General features: G+C 48.3%; 12 protein-coding genes. 10 read left to right on the forward strand and 2 right to left on the reverse strand.

What is annotated here, in order from left to right; translation table 11 throughout:
• The first annotated feature begins 11 nt into the window (after positions 1–11).
• The 4 genes from NYE45_RS07325 to NYE45_RS07340 all read left to right on the forward strand — a co-directional run bounded on the left by NYE45_RS07325 (position 12) and on the right by NYE45_RS07340 (position 5063).
• A complete protein-coding gene (locus NYE45_RS07325) occupies positions 12–1001 on the forward strand; it encodes a polysaccharide biosynthesis protein (protein WP_340016189.1) in 990 nt (329 codons plus the stop codon).
• A 66-nt stretch (positions 1002–1067) separates the two neighbouring features.
• Positions 1068–2585: a nucleotide sugar dehydrogenase gene (locus tag NYE45_RS07330; RefSeq protein WP_340017331.1), complete on the forward strand. Its 1518-nt coding sequence runs from the start codon at positions 1068–1070 to the stop codon at positions 2583–2585.
• On the forward strand, positions 2572–3321 hold the full coding sequence (locus tag NYE45_RS07335; RefSeq protein WP_340016190.1) for a methyltransferase domain-containing protein: 750 nt from the start codon (positions 2572–2574) through the stop codon (positions 3319–3321). Before NYE45_RS07330 ends, NYE45_RS07335 begins: the two co-directional genes overlap by 14 nt.
• Positions 3322–3932: 611 nt before the next feature.
• Complete coding sequence (locus tag NYE45_RS07340; RefSeq protein WP_340016191.1) at positions 3933–5063, forward strand: glycosyltransferase family 2 protein; 1131 nt, start codon at positions 3933–3935, stop codon at positions 5061–5063.
• A 517-nt stretch (positions 5064–5580) separates the two neighbouring features.
• Here NYE45_RS07340 and NYE45_RS07345 read toward each other — a convergent pair.
• Both NYE45_RS07345 and NYE45_RS07350 read right to left on the reverse strand, forming a co-directional pair.
• Positions 5581–6012 (reverse strand): DUF5412 family protein, encoded by a 432-nt coding sequence (locus NYE45_RS07345; RefSeq protein ID WP_340016192.1) that lies wholly within the window; start codon positions 6010–6012, stop codon positions 5581–5583.
• A gap of 116 nt (positions 6013–6128) precedes the next feature.
• The gene (locus NYE45_RS07350) at positions 6129–7022 is read right to left on the reverse strand and encodes a helix-turn-helix domain-containing protein (RefSeq protein WP_340016193.1); all 894 of its coding nucleotides are present in this window, start codon (positions 7020–7022) and stop codon (positions 6129–6131) included.
• A gap of 114 nt (positions 7023–7136) precedes the next feature.
• On the opposite strand from NYE45_RS07350, the gene NYE45_RS07355 reads away from it, so the two are divergent.
• The 6 genes from NYE45_RS07355 (at position 7137) to NYE45_RS07380 (ending at position 17376) form a co-directional block, all read left to right on the forward strand.
• Positions 7137–8957 carry an ABC transporter ATP-binding protein gene (locus NYE45_RS07355; RefSeq protein ID WP_340016194.1) on the forward strand — a complete coding sequence of 607 codons (1821 nt, stop codon included), beginning with the start codon at positions 7137–7139 and terminating at the stop codon, positions 8955–8957.
• A complete protein-coding gene (locus NYE45_RS07360) occupies positions 8950–10914 on the forward strand; it encodes an ABC transporter ATP-binding protein (protein WP_340016195.1) in 1965 nt (654 codons plus the stop codon). Before NYE45_RS07355 ends, NYE45_RS07360 begins: the two co-directional genes overlap by 8 nt.
• 193 nt (positions 10915–11107) lie before the next feature.
• A complete protein-coding gene (locus NYE45_RS07365; protein ID WP_169479064.1) occupies positions 11108–11938 on the forward strand; it encodes an Rpn family recombination-promoting nuclease/putative transposase in 831 nt (276 codons plus the stop codon).
• Positions 11939–12279: 341 nt separating this feature from the next.
• Positions 12280–14160 carry a DNA helicase RecQ gene (recQ, locus tag NYE45_RS07370; protein ID WP_340016196.1) on the forward strand — a complete coding sequence of 627 codons (1881 nt, stop codon included), beginning with the start codon at positions 12280–12282 and terminating at the stop codon, positions 14158–14160.
• 379 nt (positions 14161–14539) lie between these two features.
• A complete protein-coding gene (locus tag NYE45_RS07375; protein WP_340016197.1) occupies positions 14540–16582 on the forward strand; it encodes a B12-binding domain-containing radical SAM protein in 2043 nt (680 codons plus the stop codon).
• A 149-nt stretch (positions 16583–16731) separates the two neighbouring features.
• Entirely contained in the window at positions 16732–17376 is a 645-nt protein-coding gene (locus NYE45_RS07380; protein ID WP_340016198.1) for a DUF3885 domain-containing protein, read from the forward strand.
• The last annotated feature ends 183 nt before the right edge of the window (positions 17377–17559 follow it).

Consider the following 17559-nt stretch of genomic DNA (forward strand, 5'->3'; position numbering starts at 1 on the left):
GGGATTCATCCATGATTCAAGGACAAACGATTCTGATTACCGGAGGAACAGGCTCCTGGGGTCAAAAGCTGACCGAGGTACTGCTGGAGCAGGACCCGGCTGAGATTCGCCTTCTGTCACGTAATGAATACGCCCAGATTGCGATGCAGCGTGAGTTTAACCATGATCCGCGTCTGCGATTCATCATTGGGGATATCCGGGATTATCGGGCAGTGGAAGATGCGTGCAAAGGCGTGCATGTACTCTTCCATCTGGCTGCGCTGAAGCATGTTCCAGTCTGTGAGGACCAGCCGGATGAAGCGTTCAAGACCAATGTGATCGGGACGCAGAACATTATTCGGGCTGCGATCCGCATGCAGGTTCCCAAGGTCATTGATGTGTCCACCGATAAGGCGGTAGATCCGATTAACGTATATGGCATGACGAAGGCCTTGGGTGAAAAAATGATGATCCGTGCCAACTGGCTGAGTGAAGGCACTCGATTTGTCTGCATCCGCGGGGGCAATGTGCTTGGAACCAGCGGCAGTGTCGTGCCCTTGTTCCGTCGTCAGATTGATGAAGGCAAGAGCCCGACCATTACGGACAAAGGCATGACCCGCTTTTTCCTGACGCGTACCGAGGCCATACATTTACTGCTTAAGGCGGCTGAGGCGGCGGTAGGCGGGGAGACGTTTGTGATGAAAATGAAAGCTTGTAAGATGACGGATCTGGCCTCCGTCATGTTGGAACAGGCAGGTCGTCCATCCTTTGACTATAAGGTGACAGGCATACGTCCAGGCGAAAAATTGCATGAAGTGCTGATCTCGCCCTATGAAGCGCCGCGCACGTACCAATACGATGCGCAGTATTATGTCATCCTGCCGGAGCATCAGGACAAGGGACTGACCGATCAGTACAGTAGCCTGCCTCGTGTAAACTTCTCCGAGTATCGTTCGGACAGTGCCATGATGAACAAGCCAGCGATTGCCCGCTTCTTGCGTGCAGGCGGCTATATCGACTAGGGCGTGTCTGAAAACTCGTTCGGAGTTTTCAGACACGCCCACCGAAGGGAGGTGGAGCGTTTGGAGGTGGAGGGTATGGAAGAGAATCATCAGCACGAGCAGCACGAAGGAAAAGAAGGGCAGCGGCAACATAATACACTGCAACACATCAATGACCGCTCCCTGAAAGCTGTTGTCGTCGGTCTTGGTTATGTAGGTTTACCCATGGCCGTGGAGATGGCACAGGCAGGTTATCAGGTACACGGTATCGATATCGATACCTCCAAGGTAGCCAAGCTGCGTGCCGGGCATTCGTATGTCATCGGTATAGAAGATGAGGTTGTTCAGTCACTGATGCAGGCAGGCTTATTCGCGGCAAGCACTGATTATGCAGCAGTGGCGCAGGCGAATGTCATTGTAATCTGTGTACCCACTCCGCTGACCGCCGAGCATCAACCGGATATCTCGTATATCTCGGCAGCGGTGGATGGCATGACTCCGTATTTGCAGGAAGGTAGCCTGGTTATTCTGGAAAGCACGACCTATCCGGGTACCACGGAGGAACGCGTAAAACAACCGATTGAAGCAGCAAACGGCTGGCGAGCTGGAGAACAGTTCTACGTCTGTTATTCTCCAGAGCGGGTAGATCCGGGCAGTGTGAATTATGGAGTGAAAAATACCCCGAAGATCATTGGTGGCTCCACACCCGCTTGTCTGAATTACGGTAAACATTTCTACGGCTCGTTTCTTAACGAAGTTGTTCCTGTCAGTTCAACGACGGTAGCAGAGACGGCAAAGCTGTTCGAAAATACATTTCGCAGTGTGAACATTGCACTGGTGAATGAGTTGACTCCTGCTTGTGAACAGATGGGTGTAAACATCTGGGAGGTGCTGGGTGCGGCGGCCACCAAGCCATTTGGTTACATGCCATTCTATCCCGGTCCCGGCATCGGCGGACATTGTATTCCAATCGATCCGATCTATCTGTCCTGGGCTGCAAATCGTCAGGGTTCGGAGTTGCAATTCATCCAGCTGGCGGATGAAACCAATCGGCAAATGCCAGCGAGAGTGGTGAAGCGTGCCGCGGAGCTACTAGAGCAAAATGGTGTATCTGTGGGGGGAGCACGTGTTGTACTCGCGGGTATGGCCTACAAAAAAGACATTGACGACCTGCGCGAATCACCTGCGTTGGACGTTTTCCGGCTGCTGAGCGCAGCGGGCGCAGATGTAGTTTTCACCGATCCAATGGTGCCTGTCTTCCGTAAAGATGACGGGACGATGCTCCAGTCTCGGCCTGCTGCGCCAGAATTGTGGACATGGGCTGATCTGGTAATCATCACGACGGATCATACGGGATTCGATTATCAGGAGATGGCGGATCATGCGAAGCTGATTTTCGATACACGCAATGCAACCGCCGGATGTCATGGGGGAAATATTGTGGTGCTGGGCCAACCTGTTGGTCATGGGAAGGGAATTCGTGAGCAACAGGAGATCGTAGCATGGGTAGGACAAAAAGAAGTGGCAGTCGAGGATACTGTAGCTCACCATGAAGTTGCCATCGATCCCGACAAGGATCAGGGAGATGCCTATGGCAAATCATGACCGGGTGAGTGAACGCTATTACGGCGAGATTAATTCGGAAGATTCTCATGAGGCGACCCGGACCCGCGTCCACTGGATGTGTCGCGAGACTACAGGTAAACGGATTCTGGATGTCGGTTGCAGTCAGGGTATTACGTCCATTTTACTGGCGCGTGAAGGTTTTCGTGTGACCGGCATCGATTTGGAAGAAGAGAGCATCCGATACGCGCAAGCCGAGCTTGCTAAAGAGTCCAAGCCAGTTAGGAACAATGTGGATTTTCGAATGTTGGACATTACGCAATGGAAAGTCAGAACTACCTTTGACACGGTGCTGCTTGGAGAAGTGCTGGAGCATTTTGCCCATCCGGAGACGTTATTGATCCAGATTCATCGACTGTTGCAAGAGAATGGGACGCTGGTTGTAACCGTGCCGTATGGCTTTCATCCGTTCTATGATCACAAGCAGACCTTCTATGCAGGAAATCTGGCGATGTCTCTAATGCCGTATTTCGAAGTCTTGAAACTGGAAGTTCATCATAAATATCTATGTTGCGTAGCCCGCAGACGGCGGAGAACGCAGCTGCATATGTCACCGACTTTGGATCAACTGATGGAGTGGATGGCGCTGGATCATGTCCATTTTGCCGAGGTGGAACATCAGCATCTACGCGCAATGAAGCAGCGCAAGAAGGCGCTGGACAGTGCGGTGGAGCAGGTGAAACGGCTTCGCCGTCAGGAGAGTGGGGGCTCGCTTTAGAGTAAAGGGATGAGGGTCTCGAAAGTCTCCCCTCTACGCGTCTCAGAGCTCTTAACAAAGCACTTATTAGATCACTTATCAGAATATTTAAATGGAGCATTTCTATTCCAAACTGCTGATAAGTGTGACAACAGAGTAACTCTATGTTCTAACGAATCTCACACGCCTTATCTTGGTGATTTGGGAGAGGGGAAGAATGTAACGAATCTCAGCGACGCTATTTCATCCGAAAGCTGCGATAAACGACGAATGGTTGCCTGAAATGCGAGAATAGCGCGCCTCAGATTCGTTAGATTTTCCATTTGGCTGAAATGCACCAAATAGCGTCACCTCAGTTCGTTAGCCACGGTGAAAATGATATGTGTTCTTTACTGAACTTGTGATTTGTGGGAATGCGAGTGTGAAAGCAGTCGCTTGTAGCGGTAGCGTTGACGATCCTGGGTTACATGATAATCGTACGTTTGAGGAGGCAATTAGAGTGGCTTAGTACATGCACCAATACTAAGTTCTAAATACCAATGCTAGTACTTTGTTCGAAGTACCTAGTCAATGAAAGAACAAATCCGTTATGAAATTTTGTAATACGCGTACGACAGGAAGGGGCTCAAAACGTGATCACCATCAGTCTGTGCATGATTGTGAAGAACGAGGAACGCACGCTGGCGCGCTGTCTTGATTCGGTTGCCGGCATCGCGGACGAGATCGTTATTGTGGATACCGGTTCATCAGATCGTACGATGGACATCGCTGCGCAATATACCGACCAGGTCTACACGTATGAATGGAAGGAAGACTTTGCCGCAGCGCGGAATGAGTCATTCGCCAAAGCCACGCAGGAGTATATCCTGTGGTTGGATGCGGACGATGTGCTGCTGCCATCGGAACGGGCGAAGCTTGCGGTGTTGAAGCAGCAGTTGCCGTCTGAGGGGGAGACGGCGGCTGTGATCTTGAACTACACGCTGGCCGAGGGGCCGGAGGGAAGTCCGCTCGTGACGGACCGACGCCTTCGCCTGGTCAAGCGGGATGCCGGGTGCCGCTGGCATGGCCGGCTGCACGAGCAGCTCAGCTTCCCGCCGAGCGGGGTCATTACGGCAGACATTGCCGTCACGCACCGCCGCGAAGCGGGACATCATTCGGCGCGAAACGTGCGCATCCTGCGCAAATGGATCGCCGAAGAGGGCGTAGCCCAAGGTCGCCTGCTGTTCTATTATGCAGGCGAATGTTATGACCGCAAGCAGTATGCGGCGGCGGCACGCGGGTACGCGAAGCTGCTGGAGCAGCCGAGCGGGTATCGCGAGGATCGGCTCATTGCCTGCGCACGACTGGCTGAATGTAATGAACGGCTTGGCGAGCCGGGCCGTAAGCTCGGTGCATTGCTGCAGTCGTTCCAATATGACCTGCCACATGCCGATTTCTGCTGCGCCATTGCGGTTTGCTTCCATGAACGGCAGGAACCCGTCTCGGCGATCTATTGGTATATGCAAGCCGTAGACGTGAGCAGCCGCGATCCGGGTCTGCGCCCGGTGCCCGTGGCATGTCGTACCTGGCTGCCACATGCCCGTCTTTCCCTTTGCTATGCCCATCTGGGCAACTGGGAACAGGCACTGATGCATAACACCAAAGCCCGTGAGTACTTGCCAAATGATCCCGGATTGCTTGCCAATCGGCAGAAGCTCGAAGTAGTGGTGCGTAGAGAGATGAAAGAGCGGGAAGAACGTGGTGAAGTGTCACCGCGTAAGTAGGGAGACGAACTGGGACAGATGAGAATAGAAGAGTTTGAAGCAGGATTAGGAAATAGGGGGAATAGATTGAAGTAGAAGTGAAATAACAACAAAAACTAATTCGTTGCTGGTAGGATGCGATAGGGCGGATCAGTGAAAATAAAGGTTGAGTGGAAATAGAGTGTAAGGCACAATTACGAGCAGGAGCAGAAGGTACTCAAGATTAAGCGGTATAATAGATGTAATAGAGAAAGTATGAGTTTGTCATGTGTTTTAAGTGCGATAACTACGATATTGTTAGTGTGAACGAGCATGTACAGACCACAATTTAGTATAAACAGATAAAGGGAAATATGTAGAACAAGAGCAGAGCAGGCCCGCTTGACCGAAGAAGTCGGTGAGCGGGGCTTGCTTTATGTTATGTACTTCACACTGCTTGTACCGTGTGAAGCTTCTGAAGCATGAATGAAGTGAGTACGACACACGCATCACGATGGTCAGCCATGTAGTCAGGATGTCATTTTGCGTCGAGATTGCTTTACTTTTCGGGTGCCAGACATCGTACATACTGGTCTTTCATCCGCAAGCTTTTGCACGCCCAGCCCCTGCCATCATATATTTCCTCATCAATGTTGAGGGTAATGGTCTCATCTGTGTACTCATTCCAGTTTTCAATCCGGAGTGTGTTTTCACTTTCCCATTCGAGATGATTATTTCCGTGGTGCTCGGCACGATAGATCGTTTTTACTATGGAGTCCTCAGGGGTATTCGTCTTCTTCACATCGACCCACATCGTAACCCCGCCTGCCGCACCACCATAGGGCACACCATAAATCTCGGCGGTATATTCACCGTTCCGGGAAGGCATGGAATAGCTCAATTCTCCTTTCTCAGAACGGTCAAACGTGGAGAAGTATGGACGTAGCCAGAAATACAGGAATACGGCGGCAAACAGTACAAGAATCAACAATGTAAATGTAGTGAGAATCGGGTGTCTCCGTATCCAAGGTTTGCAAGAATCTGTATGGGATGAACTTGAATTAGCTTGAGTCTTTGAATCCATAAGGTTGAACCTCCAATGGTAGCTTACAGAGAAGTTTGCTTTGCAGGAATATATATGTCCATTTCTCCGTAGTGGTCCTGAGCCAGACTGCCATCAATTCTTTCAAAATAGTATGGATCGCTCTTCTCATACCCCGAATGGCTCTGCCAATATTCATCAATAAATGTCCAGACACTGTCCAAGTGATCTATGTTGATCAGACTTGGATGAAAATCACAGACGAATTTGAATACAGCATACTGGTTGGCCGGGACCTCAATTCCGTCCAGCTCTTCAGGGATATGATCTAAACTGATTACTTCTACAGAGGGCTGGTATGTACTGTAATCTTCATTAATCTCATTGGTAAATCCAATATATACGTTGGGATGCAACACGTTAGGAATCGAATGAAAGTGTTTTTCAAAAAAGTTGTTGCCTGCTGAATTAGCTTCATAGTGTTCTTCATTGTCTGCATACCGAATATGGGATCGCTGCCCAATGAGTTTCATAGCCGGTTTTCGTACATATGTTGGTTTGAAAATATATCCATACGGAAGCATCGTGATCATGGACGAAGTCATGCGGGCTGTAAATTCAAGATCTCCAGCTCCCTGTTTGCGATATTGCAGAGGTGTGATGCCGAAGGCCTGTTTGAAAGCACGTATGTAGGATTGCTCATGTTCAAAAGAATAATGTCCGCTGATATCGATAATCTTCCAGTTCAGATTCACCAATTGCTCCAGGCTACGTGCCAATTTGCGTGAGCGAATGTATTCTCCAGGCAGTTGTCCGCTCACATGTTTGAACATGCGATGCAGGTGGAACTTGGATATATGAGTCACGGATGCCAGATGATCCAGCGTTAATTTGTCTTGAATATGGTCTTCTATGTAGTCGAATAGCTTATCCAATGTATTCAGCAAATCATGTTGCATAGCGATCTCCTTACTTCTGATAGTACTTACAGCAATAAATGTTCATTTTTTCCTTATTACCGATGATATCATAACCAAGTACATAATTTAATGACAAGATTGGAGAAACCATCCATGTTTGCTGACAAAAGAACATATACGACGTTAGGTATGCTAACTCGATTATGGACCTTAACGGGCAAGTACCGAATATTCATCATTCTGTTGCTTTTTGCCGCATTTATGGTCTCCCTGATTGAGGTCGGTTATTTGGAATCGATCCGAAGACTGGTCAAAGGCGCGACTGAAGCACAGTTTTCGTTACTCTACTCAGGGTTGATCATAGGCGTTAGCATTGTAGTATTACGATTGATTGTAACCGCATTCATGACGAGGGTCGAGACGTTATTCCAGCAAAAGACATTATTGTCTGTGCAGTCTCTACTGCTCTCATCCTTTAGCAACACAGAGACACGTGATCTGGCACATTATCATACGGGTGACCTAACCTCTAGGGTCTGGACTTCAGCCAAGGAAGCACAGAAGGGGATCAACCAACATGGCATTGAACTCGCGAAAAATATCATTCAGCTGATTCTTGCCTTTGCTTACTTCAGCTGGGTGAACTTGCCGCTGTCGTTGGCTATCATTGCATTCACGTTAATTTATCCTCTTGTAACGGTAGGGCTGGGTAAACGTTTACAAAAACAACATGATCAGTTGAATGCCAGTGCGGCGTCAAGAGATGAGATGCTTACTGAAATCATTCAAGCCCCAGTTGAGATCCGAAGCTATGGACTCGCGGGTTATATACACCATCATTTTAAAGATCGAATGCATCAAGTGTTCAGGCATACAATGTCCGTATCTGTGTTACAACGTCTTTCGGAGGCAGCCGGACAGGTCTCCACATATGGTGGCATGATTCTGATTCTCTATCTAGGCGGCATGCAGGTGTTGAATGGACATATGGATGTGGGAGGGTTGGCGGCATTTCTAGTGGCGAGCAGTCAGTTAACTCGTCCCATAGAGTCGCTGTCCGGGTTGTGGAATGATTTTATCGGTTCAGCTTCTCATGCGTCCAGAATTTTTGAAGTACTGGATCTGGAGAAAAAGAACACGGTTGCTAATACCAGTACAAGTACATATGTACGATCCGAACCAGGTTCAGGTGAACTTGAGAAGCAATCTAAACCGACTGGCATTAAGGTACAGCATGTGTCTTACAGGTATGCGGAACAAGAAGAAGTGCTAACGGATATTTCTTTTGTAGCCACGAAAGGAAAACTCACTGTAATCACCGGGCCAAGTGGATGCGGGAAGACCACGTTATTGAAATTAATAGCCGGATTAGATACACCTGTCACTGGTTCGATCCAGGTAATGAATCAGAAGAATACATTAAATGATATGAACGAAGTTAAGGCAGAGCATCTCAATCAGGTGTATGTTCCGCAACAAGTCTTTATTTTCAACGGCACAGTGGAAGAAAATATTGTTTTTGGACAAGAGGGGATATCTGCCGATCAAGTAGAGGTTGCGGCGCACATGACTCATGCACATGACGCCATTATGCGTCAAACGCTTGGCTATGCAACAGTGCTTCAGCCACAAGACGGGACGATGTCCGGTGGTGAGCTTCAGCGTATTGGTTTAGCCAGAGCAATGCTAAGGAACCCGGATATTCTATTGTTGGATGAACCAACGTCATCTCAAGACCCGTTGCATGAGCAACGGTTGAATGATCTGTTCGCCCGTGTCACTGCTGACAAAGGCACAACGGTTATTGCAGTTACCCATCGTTTATCACTGATTGAACGGGCGGATCAGGTCATCTACATGCAGAAGGGACTCGTCGAAGATACGGGGACTCATCGTGAATTGCTGGACCGTGCAAACGGATATCGAAGCTATATTACGGAGCAGGATGCGGAAGTGGAGGGACATCATGAGTAACAAGACTGAAAACGTAGCGTATGCCGATGAGGTTGAAATGAAAAGCAGTCATGAGAAAAGTGGAGCATATGAGATAAATGAAAATAATGAAAATGAAAATATCGAAAATGAAGCTCATCATCAGATGAACGAAAGTGATGTTCCAGATGACCCAAAACAAGCTGTATCATTGGCGACGGTATGGCCCGTCATTTTTCGCTGGATGAAGCCTTATGGATTAGCTGTAGCGATCTTGCTCATTTTTATCGCAGCAGATGCGGTGTTCGATTGGGGACTTGCCTTTGTACAAGGATTCTTCGTGGATGCTATTCATGATGGGGGACAGGAACAGCTTAATGCCACCGCGATGATTTTCATCGCCATTCTGGCAGGATTTATTGTATTGCTCGCGATGCATCGTTATGTACTAGTATGGCTCAAGGAGTCCATGTACAGAGACATGTCTATGGACTTGCTGAAGTTATTAAACAGGATGCCTTATGCGTGGGTTCGCAGACAGAAGTCCGGGGATGTGATGCTTCGCATCAAAGAAGACACCAAGCATGGTGCAGAAGTTGTGGAGGCTATTGCAGAGGGCGTTACGGTTGTGTTCATCATAGCCCTATCATTGGGATACTTGTATAGAGCAGATGCATGGGTTGCAGCTATCGCCTTAGTGAGTGCTGGGTTGATTTGGTTCACGGCGAGGTTGTATGATCAGCGAATCGTACATCTATCCGATGAGGTCGAATCAAGGGAAGGGGAGTCACAACAGCAGATTCAACAGTATGTTGAAGGAATCCCGGTGATTCAAGCCTATAATGCTTCACCGTGGTTTCTCGCACGATTTCGAACACAACAGCAATCACTGAATCGTGTTCAGGCCAAGTTACAGATGACCCTGAGCATGTCGGATAACGTGGCGATGGCGGTGTTTGGTTTGGCTCAATTGGCAGCGTTATTCCTTATTGCTTTGTCAGCGGCTAGGGGAACTTTGTCTCCGGGGATGGTTGTTGCAAGTAGTCTGCTGTTCGAATTGGTGGTGTGGCCAGTACTCGGCTTGTCCAGCCAGTGGAGTCAGATGCAAGCCAGCGTGGGTGCATTTGGACGTATCTCTGGATGGTTGAAATTGGCGGAGAACAAGAAAACAGACTCATCTAATTCTAAGCACGACGAGCTTGCAAAAGGAAGTTATGACCAAAATCAAGGGTATACACAACAAACAGCATATCAAGAGAAAGAAATTGCTATGCTACGTCTTCAACAGGTTATGGTAACCGATGATGACAGTGGTCGGAGGATTCTGGATCAGATTACACTAAATCTGTTTCCTGGTGAATTGGTTGCGGTAGTTGGTGCCAGCGGCGCAGGCAAATCTACACTGTGCCAAGTGTGTGCAGGGCTGATCGAGCCAACAAACGGAAACATATTGCTGGGTGATAAACATGTTGCAGAGTATATAGAGATGGATAATCAATCCAGACTGACGTATATGCCGCAGACACCAACTTTTTTTACAGGAACGATCGAAGAAAATATCCGTCTAAATATAGACGCTACGTTGGACAAGGTAAAGCTTGCGGCAGAGCAGGCAGGTTTGCATGAATTCATTGAGGCCCAGGAAGAGCAATACGCTGCGATGTTGCAAGAGAAAGGGGCCAATCTATCCGGAGGCCAGCAACAGCGACTATCGCTTGCGAGACTCTTTATGAGGTCATCCGATCTGTACATTCTGGACGAACCAACGTCATCATTGGATATTCAGACAGAACAGAACGTAATGAATCACTTGCTGAACTTTATGAAAGGCAGAATAGGATTACTTGTCACACATCGGATGGAGGTCGCTCGTCAGTGCTCTCGTATCCTTGTGATGGAGCATGGCCGAATTGCCGAGGATGGAACGCATGAACAACTGATGCAGAGGAAAGGATTGTATTATCGCATGAATGCAAAAGCAGCATTTGTCGATGAGTGAGCTTGTTCAAGATAATTAATGGACACGATATACTGAATTATATTTATCCTTATTTAACTTATGAACCTTGATGAGAGATGACATTTTAAAGGAACGAGATTGGAGTTCGTTAATTCATACGGATATCGAAGTGTATCCTGCAAATATATGCACCCGACATGGTATAATAGGAAGAAACGGAGTTGATGGTCAGATGTCTGATTTGCTCGATCCTCGAAACGATTTTGTTTTCAAACGTATTTTTGGCAGTGAGGAAAATAAAGATGTCCTGCTTGTGTTCTTGAACCGAACGTTTGCAGAGTCGGGTGAACAGCCACTGACAGAGATCGTACTACTTAACCCGTATACCGATAAAGATGCTCCTTTGGATAAACAGTCCATATTTGATATCTGGGCGAAAACAGCTGAAGGTAAGCTGATCAACATTGAAATGCAGTTATTTAATAAATATGACATCGAAAAGCGTACCCTATACTATTGGAGCAAGCGTTATTCGAGCCAGCTGCAGGAAGGTCAGACATACAAAGAATTGAAAAAGTGCGTCACCATTAATATTTTGAATTACTCGTTTATCGCGAATGAGCGTTATCATAATGTTTTTCATCTGAGGGAAGACCACACCGGACTTGAACTTAGTGATGATCTTGAAGTGCATTTCATGGAGCTGTCCAAACTGGACGATCAATCCGTTCCGATGGAAGGCGGGCTGATTAACTGGCTTTTGTTCCTGAAAGGTGCTGATAAATCCAATTGGGAGGTATTGCAAATGAATGAACCTACTTTGAAGAAGGCGATGGATACGCTGGAGTTCTTGAGTCAGGATCGGGAAGCGCGTCGTTTATATGAAGAGCGGCAGAAGTATTTGCATGACGAAGCTTCCATGATTGAATGGGCTACGGAAAAGGGCGAACGTAAAAAAGCTCTTGAAATAGCAAGAAACATGCTTTCTCTAGGAATTGAAGTTTCTGTTATTGCAAAGGCAAGTGGCTTGCCGGAATCTGAGGTAGAGTCGTTAAAAGATTAAAGTAAAGTTATAAGGTGTAGTAAGTTCACCAGATGAATGGGTACGGATACACTAGCGTGATATGAGCGTGGCACGTAAATATAAGTTTAATGCAATCGTTTTGTCCAACTAGGGCAGGGCGGTTGTTTTTATTTTGATGAAGTGAAACGTTTTACAGTAAAACGCGGTTGCTCATTCGGGGCTGGGCCGTTAAACTAAAGGGAGCGGCGTTTGCTTGACGGACAAGTCATGAGAACGCCATTTTGTTGTCAAGGATGCGGTATATGTGCCGCTTTCGGATGTCAGAATCGGATCGGACCAAGCTGGTGGAAGAACATCGGTGATAAGTAAGGAGTCTTTACATGAGTGTGCAAACACCTACATTAGAAGAAGCGCAGGGTCTCCTGCAAAAATATTATGGCTACCCCGACTTCCGTGAGGGACAGAAAAAGATTGTAGCCAGCCTACTGGAACGCGAGGATACGTTGGGTATTATGCCAACCGGGGGCGGTAAGTCGATCTGTTATCAGATCCCCGCTCTGTTGTATTCGGGACTGACGCTTGTCGTCTCCCCGTTAATTTCATTGATGAAGGACCAGGTCGATGCGTTGACGACCGCCGGAATTGCTGCCGCGTATATTAATAGTACACTTAGCGGCAAAGAAGTGAATGATCGCATCCGCGCGGCGCAGCGCGGTGAGTTGAAGTTGCTCTATGTCGCGCCTGAGCGACTGGAGCTGGATTGGTTCCGCGAGGAGATGGGCTATTTGCCGATTTCTTGCGTTGCTGTGGATGAGGCCCACTGTGTATCGCAGTGGGGACATGATTTTCGGACAAGCTACCTCGCGGTAGCGCCGTTTGTGGACAGTTTGCCGGAGCGGCCGGTGGTTGCGGCCTTTACGGCTACAGCGACGCCCGAGGTCATGGGCGATATTCTGCGTTTGCTGCGTTTGCAGGACCCGCAGACGTATGTGACCGGACTTGGGCGGGATAATCTGGCGTTTAGCGTGCTGCGCGGCGAGAGCAAGAAGGATTTTGTTCTGAATTACGCGCGCGAGCATGCCAGCGAGCCAGGCATTATATACGCCGCGACCCGTAAGGACGTGGACGATCTGCATCAGCGTTTGTTGCAGGCGGGATTGCCCGCAGGACGCTACCATGCCGGGATGACGGACGATGAACGGTCCCAGAGCCAGGAAGCTTTTTTGTACGATGATATCCGAGTGATGGTGGCGACCAATGCGTTCGGGATGGGGATTGATAAATCGAACGTACGTTACGTTATTCATAACAGCATGCCGAAGAACATGGAAGCATATGTGCAGGAAGCTGGACGTGCGGGTCGGGACGGTGAGCCAAGCCAGTGTATTCTGTTATTCGGTGCACAGGACATTATCACCCAGAAATTCTTGATTGAGCAGAATCCGATGGACGGCGACCGCAAACAGAATGATTACCGGAAGCTGCAGCAGATGGTGGATTACTGTTACACGACGCGTTGTCTGCGCAGTGCGCAGCTGGATTATTTCGGTGAGGTGCATGACGATACACCTTGCGGTACTTGTAGTTCCTGTACGGACGACCGTGAGTTGGTAGACATGACGATTGATGCACAGAAAATATTCAGCTGCATTCACCGCATGCGTGAACGTTATGGTGTATCACTGGTTGCTTCGGTGCTCAAAGGCTCTCGTGCCAAAAAGGTACTCGATTACGGCTTCAACTCTCTGCCAACCTATGGCGTGATGGGTAATCGGACAGAGCGTGAGATCTCGGAGATCATCAACGTGATGGTATCGGAAGGATATCTGATGCTGTCCGAGGGACAGTATCCGGTCGTTCGTTTGCAACCACTAGCGGTGGAAGTACTCAAAGGCCAGCGTGAAGTGATGCAGCGTGTGGTCCGCAAGACAGTGGCGACGGCTTCGGGTACGAACTACGGCGGACGTCGTGGACGCGATGCGATGCCATCTGCGGTCAACGAGACCGTATTCGAACAGTTGCGTCTGATCCGTCGTGATCTGGCAGCCAAAGAGCATGTGCCATCGTACATTATCTTCAATGATGCGACCCTGCGCGAGATGAGTGTGGTATGTCCACAGACAGAACGTGACATGCTGGATATCAAAGGGGTCGGTGAGGTCAAGTACCGCAAGTACGGACTGCCGTTCCTGGAGTTTTTCCAGAAGCAATCGGGCGAAGAAGTGGATACGGATGACGATGCATTTTACGAGTATGAGTGAGTTGAGTATGAATTGTTAATTTTCACTTTCCAATCTTTGAAGTTGGTTGTCGTGTCTCTGTAGAGTGGACAAATGGTGGTGAATTGTCTTTCAAAAGGTGGACATGGACGTTAGTATTGACCGACTGTCGTTTGTACAACATGTAGTCTTATATCGTGGAGTTCATCCTGTATGTTGTGGTTTTCGTTTGGCGGAGGGTATATGTCTTTTTGAAAAGAGTGTCCACTCTCTGAAAGACAAAAGTTGAATATGTCCATGAGACATGGAATGGCTAGTTCAAAAGAGGTTTAGGTGAACAGCATCCGGAGCAGGACGGCTGTGCAGCTTTCCTTTTACCAAAAAAAATATGGTCTGGGTGTCCAGGCAAAGGTTGTGAACCATGAAGGTTATTCTTTCTACATTAAATGCAAAGTACATCCATACCTCCTTGGCCTTGCGGTGTCTAAAGGCGTACAGTGAGAAGGATTTTGATATTGACCTGGCGGAGTATACGATTAAGGACCCAGTGATGAATATTGTGTCTGATCTGTATCAGCGCGGCGCGGATGTGATTGGTTTCTCGTGTTACATCTGGAACATCGAAGAGACGATTAAGGTCATTGATAACCTGAAAAAGGTTATGCCGAACGTGAAAATTCTGCTGGGCGGGCCAGAAGTGTCCTACGACACGGAATATTGGATGAACCGCATTCCCAATGTGGATTTCATCGTGATGGGTGAAGGGGAAGAGACGCTGCATCAGCTTTTGACGGAGCTGGAAGGAAGCAAGAAGTTCCACTTTGTCTATGGACTGGCGTATCGCAAAGGGGAAGAGGTCATTCTCATGCCAGGACGCCCGAAAGCGGATCTGAACGATCTGCCGTCACCGCACCGTTTTGATGAGGATATCCCGGAGCTTGGGAAACGGGTTGTTTATTTTGAGACCAGTCGGGGCTGTCCGTTCAGTTGTCAGTTCTGTCTGTCCAGTATTGAGGTTGGCGTGCGGTATTACGATATCGAACGGACGAAGTCGGACATTTTGTACCTAATTGAGAAGGGTGCGAAGCTGATCAAGTTTGTGGACCGGACGTTCAACATCAAGCGGGATTATGCGCTCGAAATGTTCAAATTCCTGATCGAGAATCATCAGGGGACGGTGTTCCAGTTTGAAATTACAGCGGATATTATGCGTCCCGAGGTGCTCGATTATCTGGCAGAGAATGCGCCACCGGGCACATTCCGGTTCGAGATCGGGGTTCAGTCTACGAACGATCCGACAAATGAACTGGTGAAACGTCGCCAGAACTTTACCAAGCTGAGCCGTACCGTGAACAAGGTGAAAGCTAGCGGCAAAATAGACCAGCATCTGGATCTCATCGCCGGACTGCCGGAGGAAGATTACAATACGTTCCGCAAGACATTTAACGATGTGTTTGCATTGGGACCAGAAGAGCTTCAGCTCGGATTCCTCAAGATGCTTCGTGGTACGGGTCTTCGTCTGGATGCGGAAAAGTACAATTACACGTATATGGATCACGCACCGTATGAGATTCTGGGTAGTGATGTGTTGCCGTTCAGCGACATCGTGCGCTTGAAGCGGCTGGAAGATGTTTTGGAGAAATACTGGAATGCACACCGGATGGACCATACGCTGAAGTATCTGATGGAGCAGGAGTTCAACTCGCCGTTTGATTTCTTCCAGGCGTTCGGGGATTATTGGGAAGGTCAGGGGTGGCAGAAGATTGGTCACCAACTGGAGGATCTGTTCACTCGTCTGCACAGCTTCTTGGAGTCACGGAACACGCCGCATATGGATATCGTGCTGGGCCTGATGAAGCTGGACTACTTCCTCGGCCACAAATACAAACCACGCAAAATCTGGTGGGAAGATCCGCTTCAGAAAGACCAGTGGGCGGGTTATATGAAAACGTTGGCTGAACGTCCGGAAGACGTTCGTCTGCCACGCGTTGCCGGCGCCGCAGGCACGGCATGGTTGGAAAGCAGCGGCACGGGTGCGAGTGCCGCTGGGGCAAGTTCGGCTGCTACCGGGGAAGACGCTGCCGCAGATGCGGCGGGTGTGATCGGCAGCGAAGCCGGGGGTGCAGCGTCGCTCACTTCGGGCGACGCAACAGGGTCCGCCGCGGATGGAGCGGCGGACATGGAAGACGGCAACGCTTCGCGTGCGTTGCCGATGACCTCGGCCATGACCGCACAGACGGTCATGGGTGCCCGTGCTTTCGCCGACCTTGGTCTCGGCGAAAAGGAACTGCAGAAGCACACCGTATTGGATGTGCTTCCGTTCCGGCTTGAGCGTGTGCTAGCTGGCGCCAGCCCGCTTGCCGCGAAAGGCCAGACGCTGCTGGTCGTTGTGTACCAGCAGCATGAAGGGCAGCAGGCGCAGTATTACACGCTGCCGCTGGGAGAAGAAGCCGCTGCCATGTAGATGCAGCGGCCTGAGATAAGCTGCATGGCTAATTGGTGCCATGCAGCAAGAGAAAGCGCCACGACTATGAGGTCGGGGCGCTTTTTTTACAACATCAAAGCTCTCATATTAAGGTACTGTAAAACCATAGAAGACACGGAGGCCACAGAATGGATCTGAAGACATATCTGGCAGAGCATTTTCCAAACCTGACCTTAGAACCGCCTCTTTTTTATAATTGGGATGTTGCAATACGATTCGAACTTGGCAATACACTGATGTTTGGAATGAATACGGAGCATTACATGGAACAAGTTTATCATCGATCACTTGAATTATTTAAGGCTCTTCATAATCAAGAAGATGAGGTCCTATTAATAACGCAAGCTTATTTTGCAGATATGCCTAAACACAAAGTGAAAAAATTGAACCTGTACAGAAAATATATCAAGAAGAAAGGGACGATTAGAGCCTTGAGCCTTGAGATATTTCCAGGTTTGGATTGTGAACCAGATGACATCCAAGACCCAAGAAACACCATGTATAGGTACTGGACTAGCTGTAGAGTTAAGGACTTGAAATATACTCAGTTAATCAAAGCTATATGTAATCATGATGTTGGAATTAAGCCAAAGATTTATCCTAGGGTGTATTTTATTAATATAAGTAAGAAAACGATATTTCACATCTATGATGATAGAGGTTGCGATGTTATTTCAGCATCAAGGGAAGAACTAATGGATATCTATAAAGAATATAACGATTGGATTCTAGATTATGATCGAGAGATAATTAACAATGTATTTCTAGGATAATGAGGTAAAACCTGAAATCTAATTCACAATTCCTGATAATTATAAAATTATTGGTAAAATGTTCTGGGTAGCTCCGAGAAGTTAGATACAAGTTATACTGTAATATTCATGCATTAGGCGATCCGTACTTAGTTTGGCTTGAGAAAAGCAAAGAAGCCGAGAATTTAACCACCCGGCTTCTTG

The organism is Paenibacillus sp. FSL K6-1318 (assembly GCF_037976905.1).
Lineage (GTDB): Bacteria > Bacillota > Bacilli > Paenibacillales > Paenibacillaceae > Paenibacillus > Paenibacillus amylolyticus_A.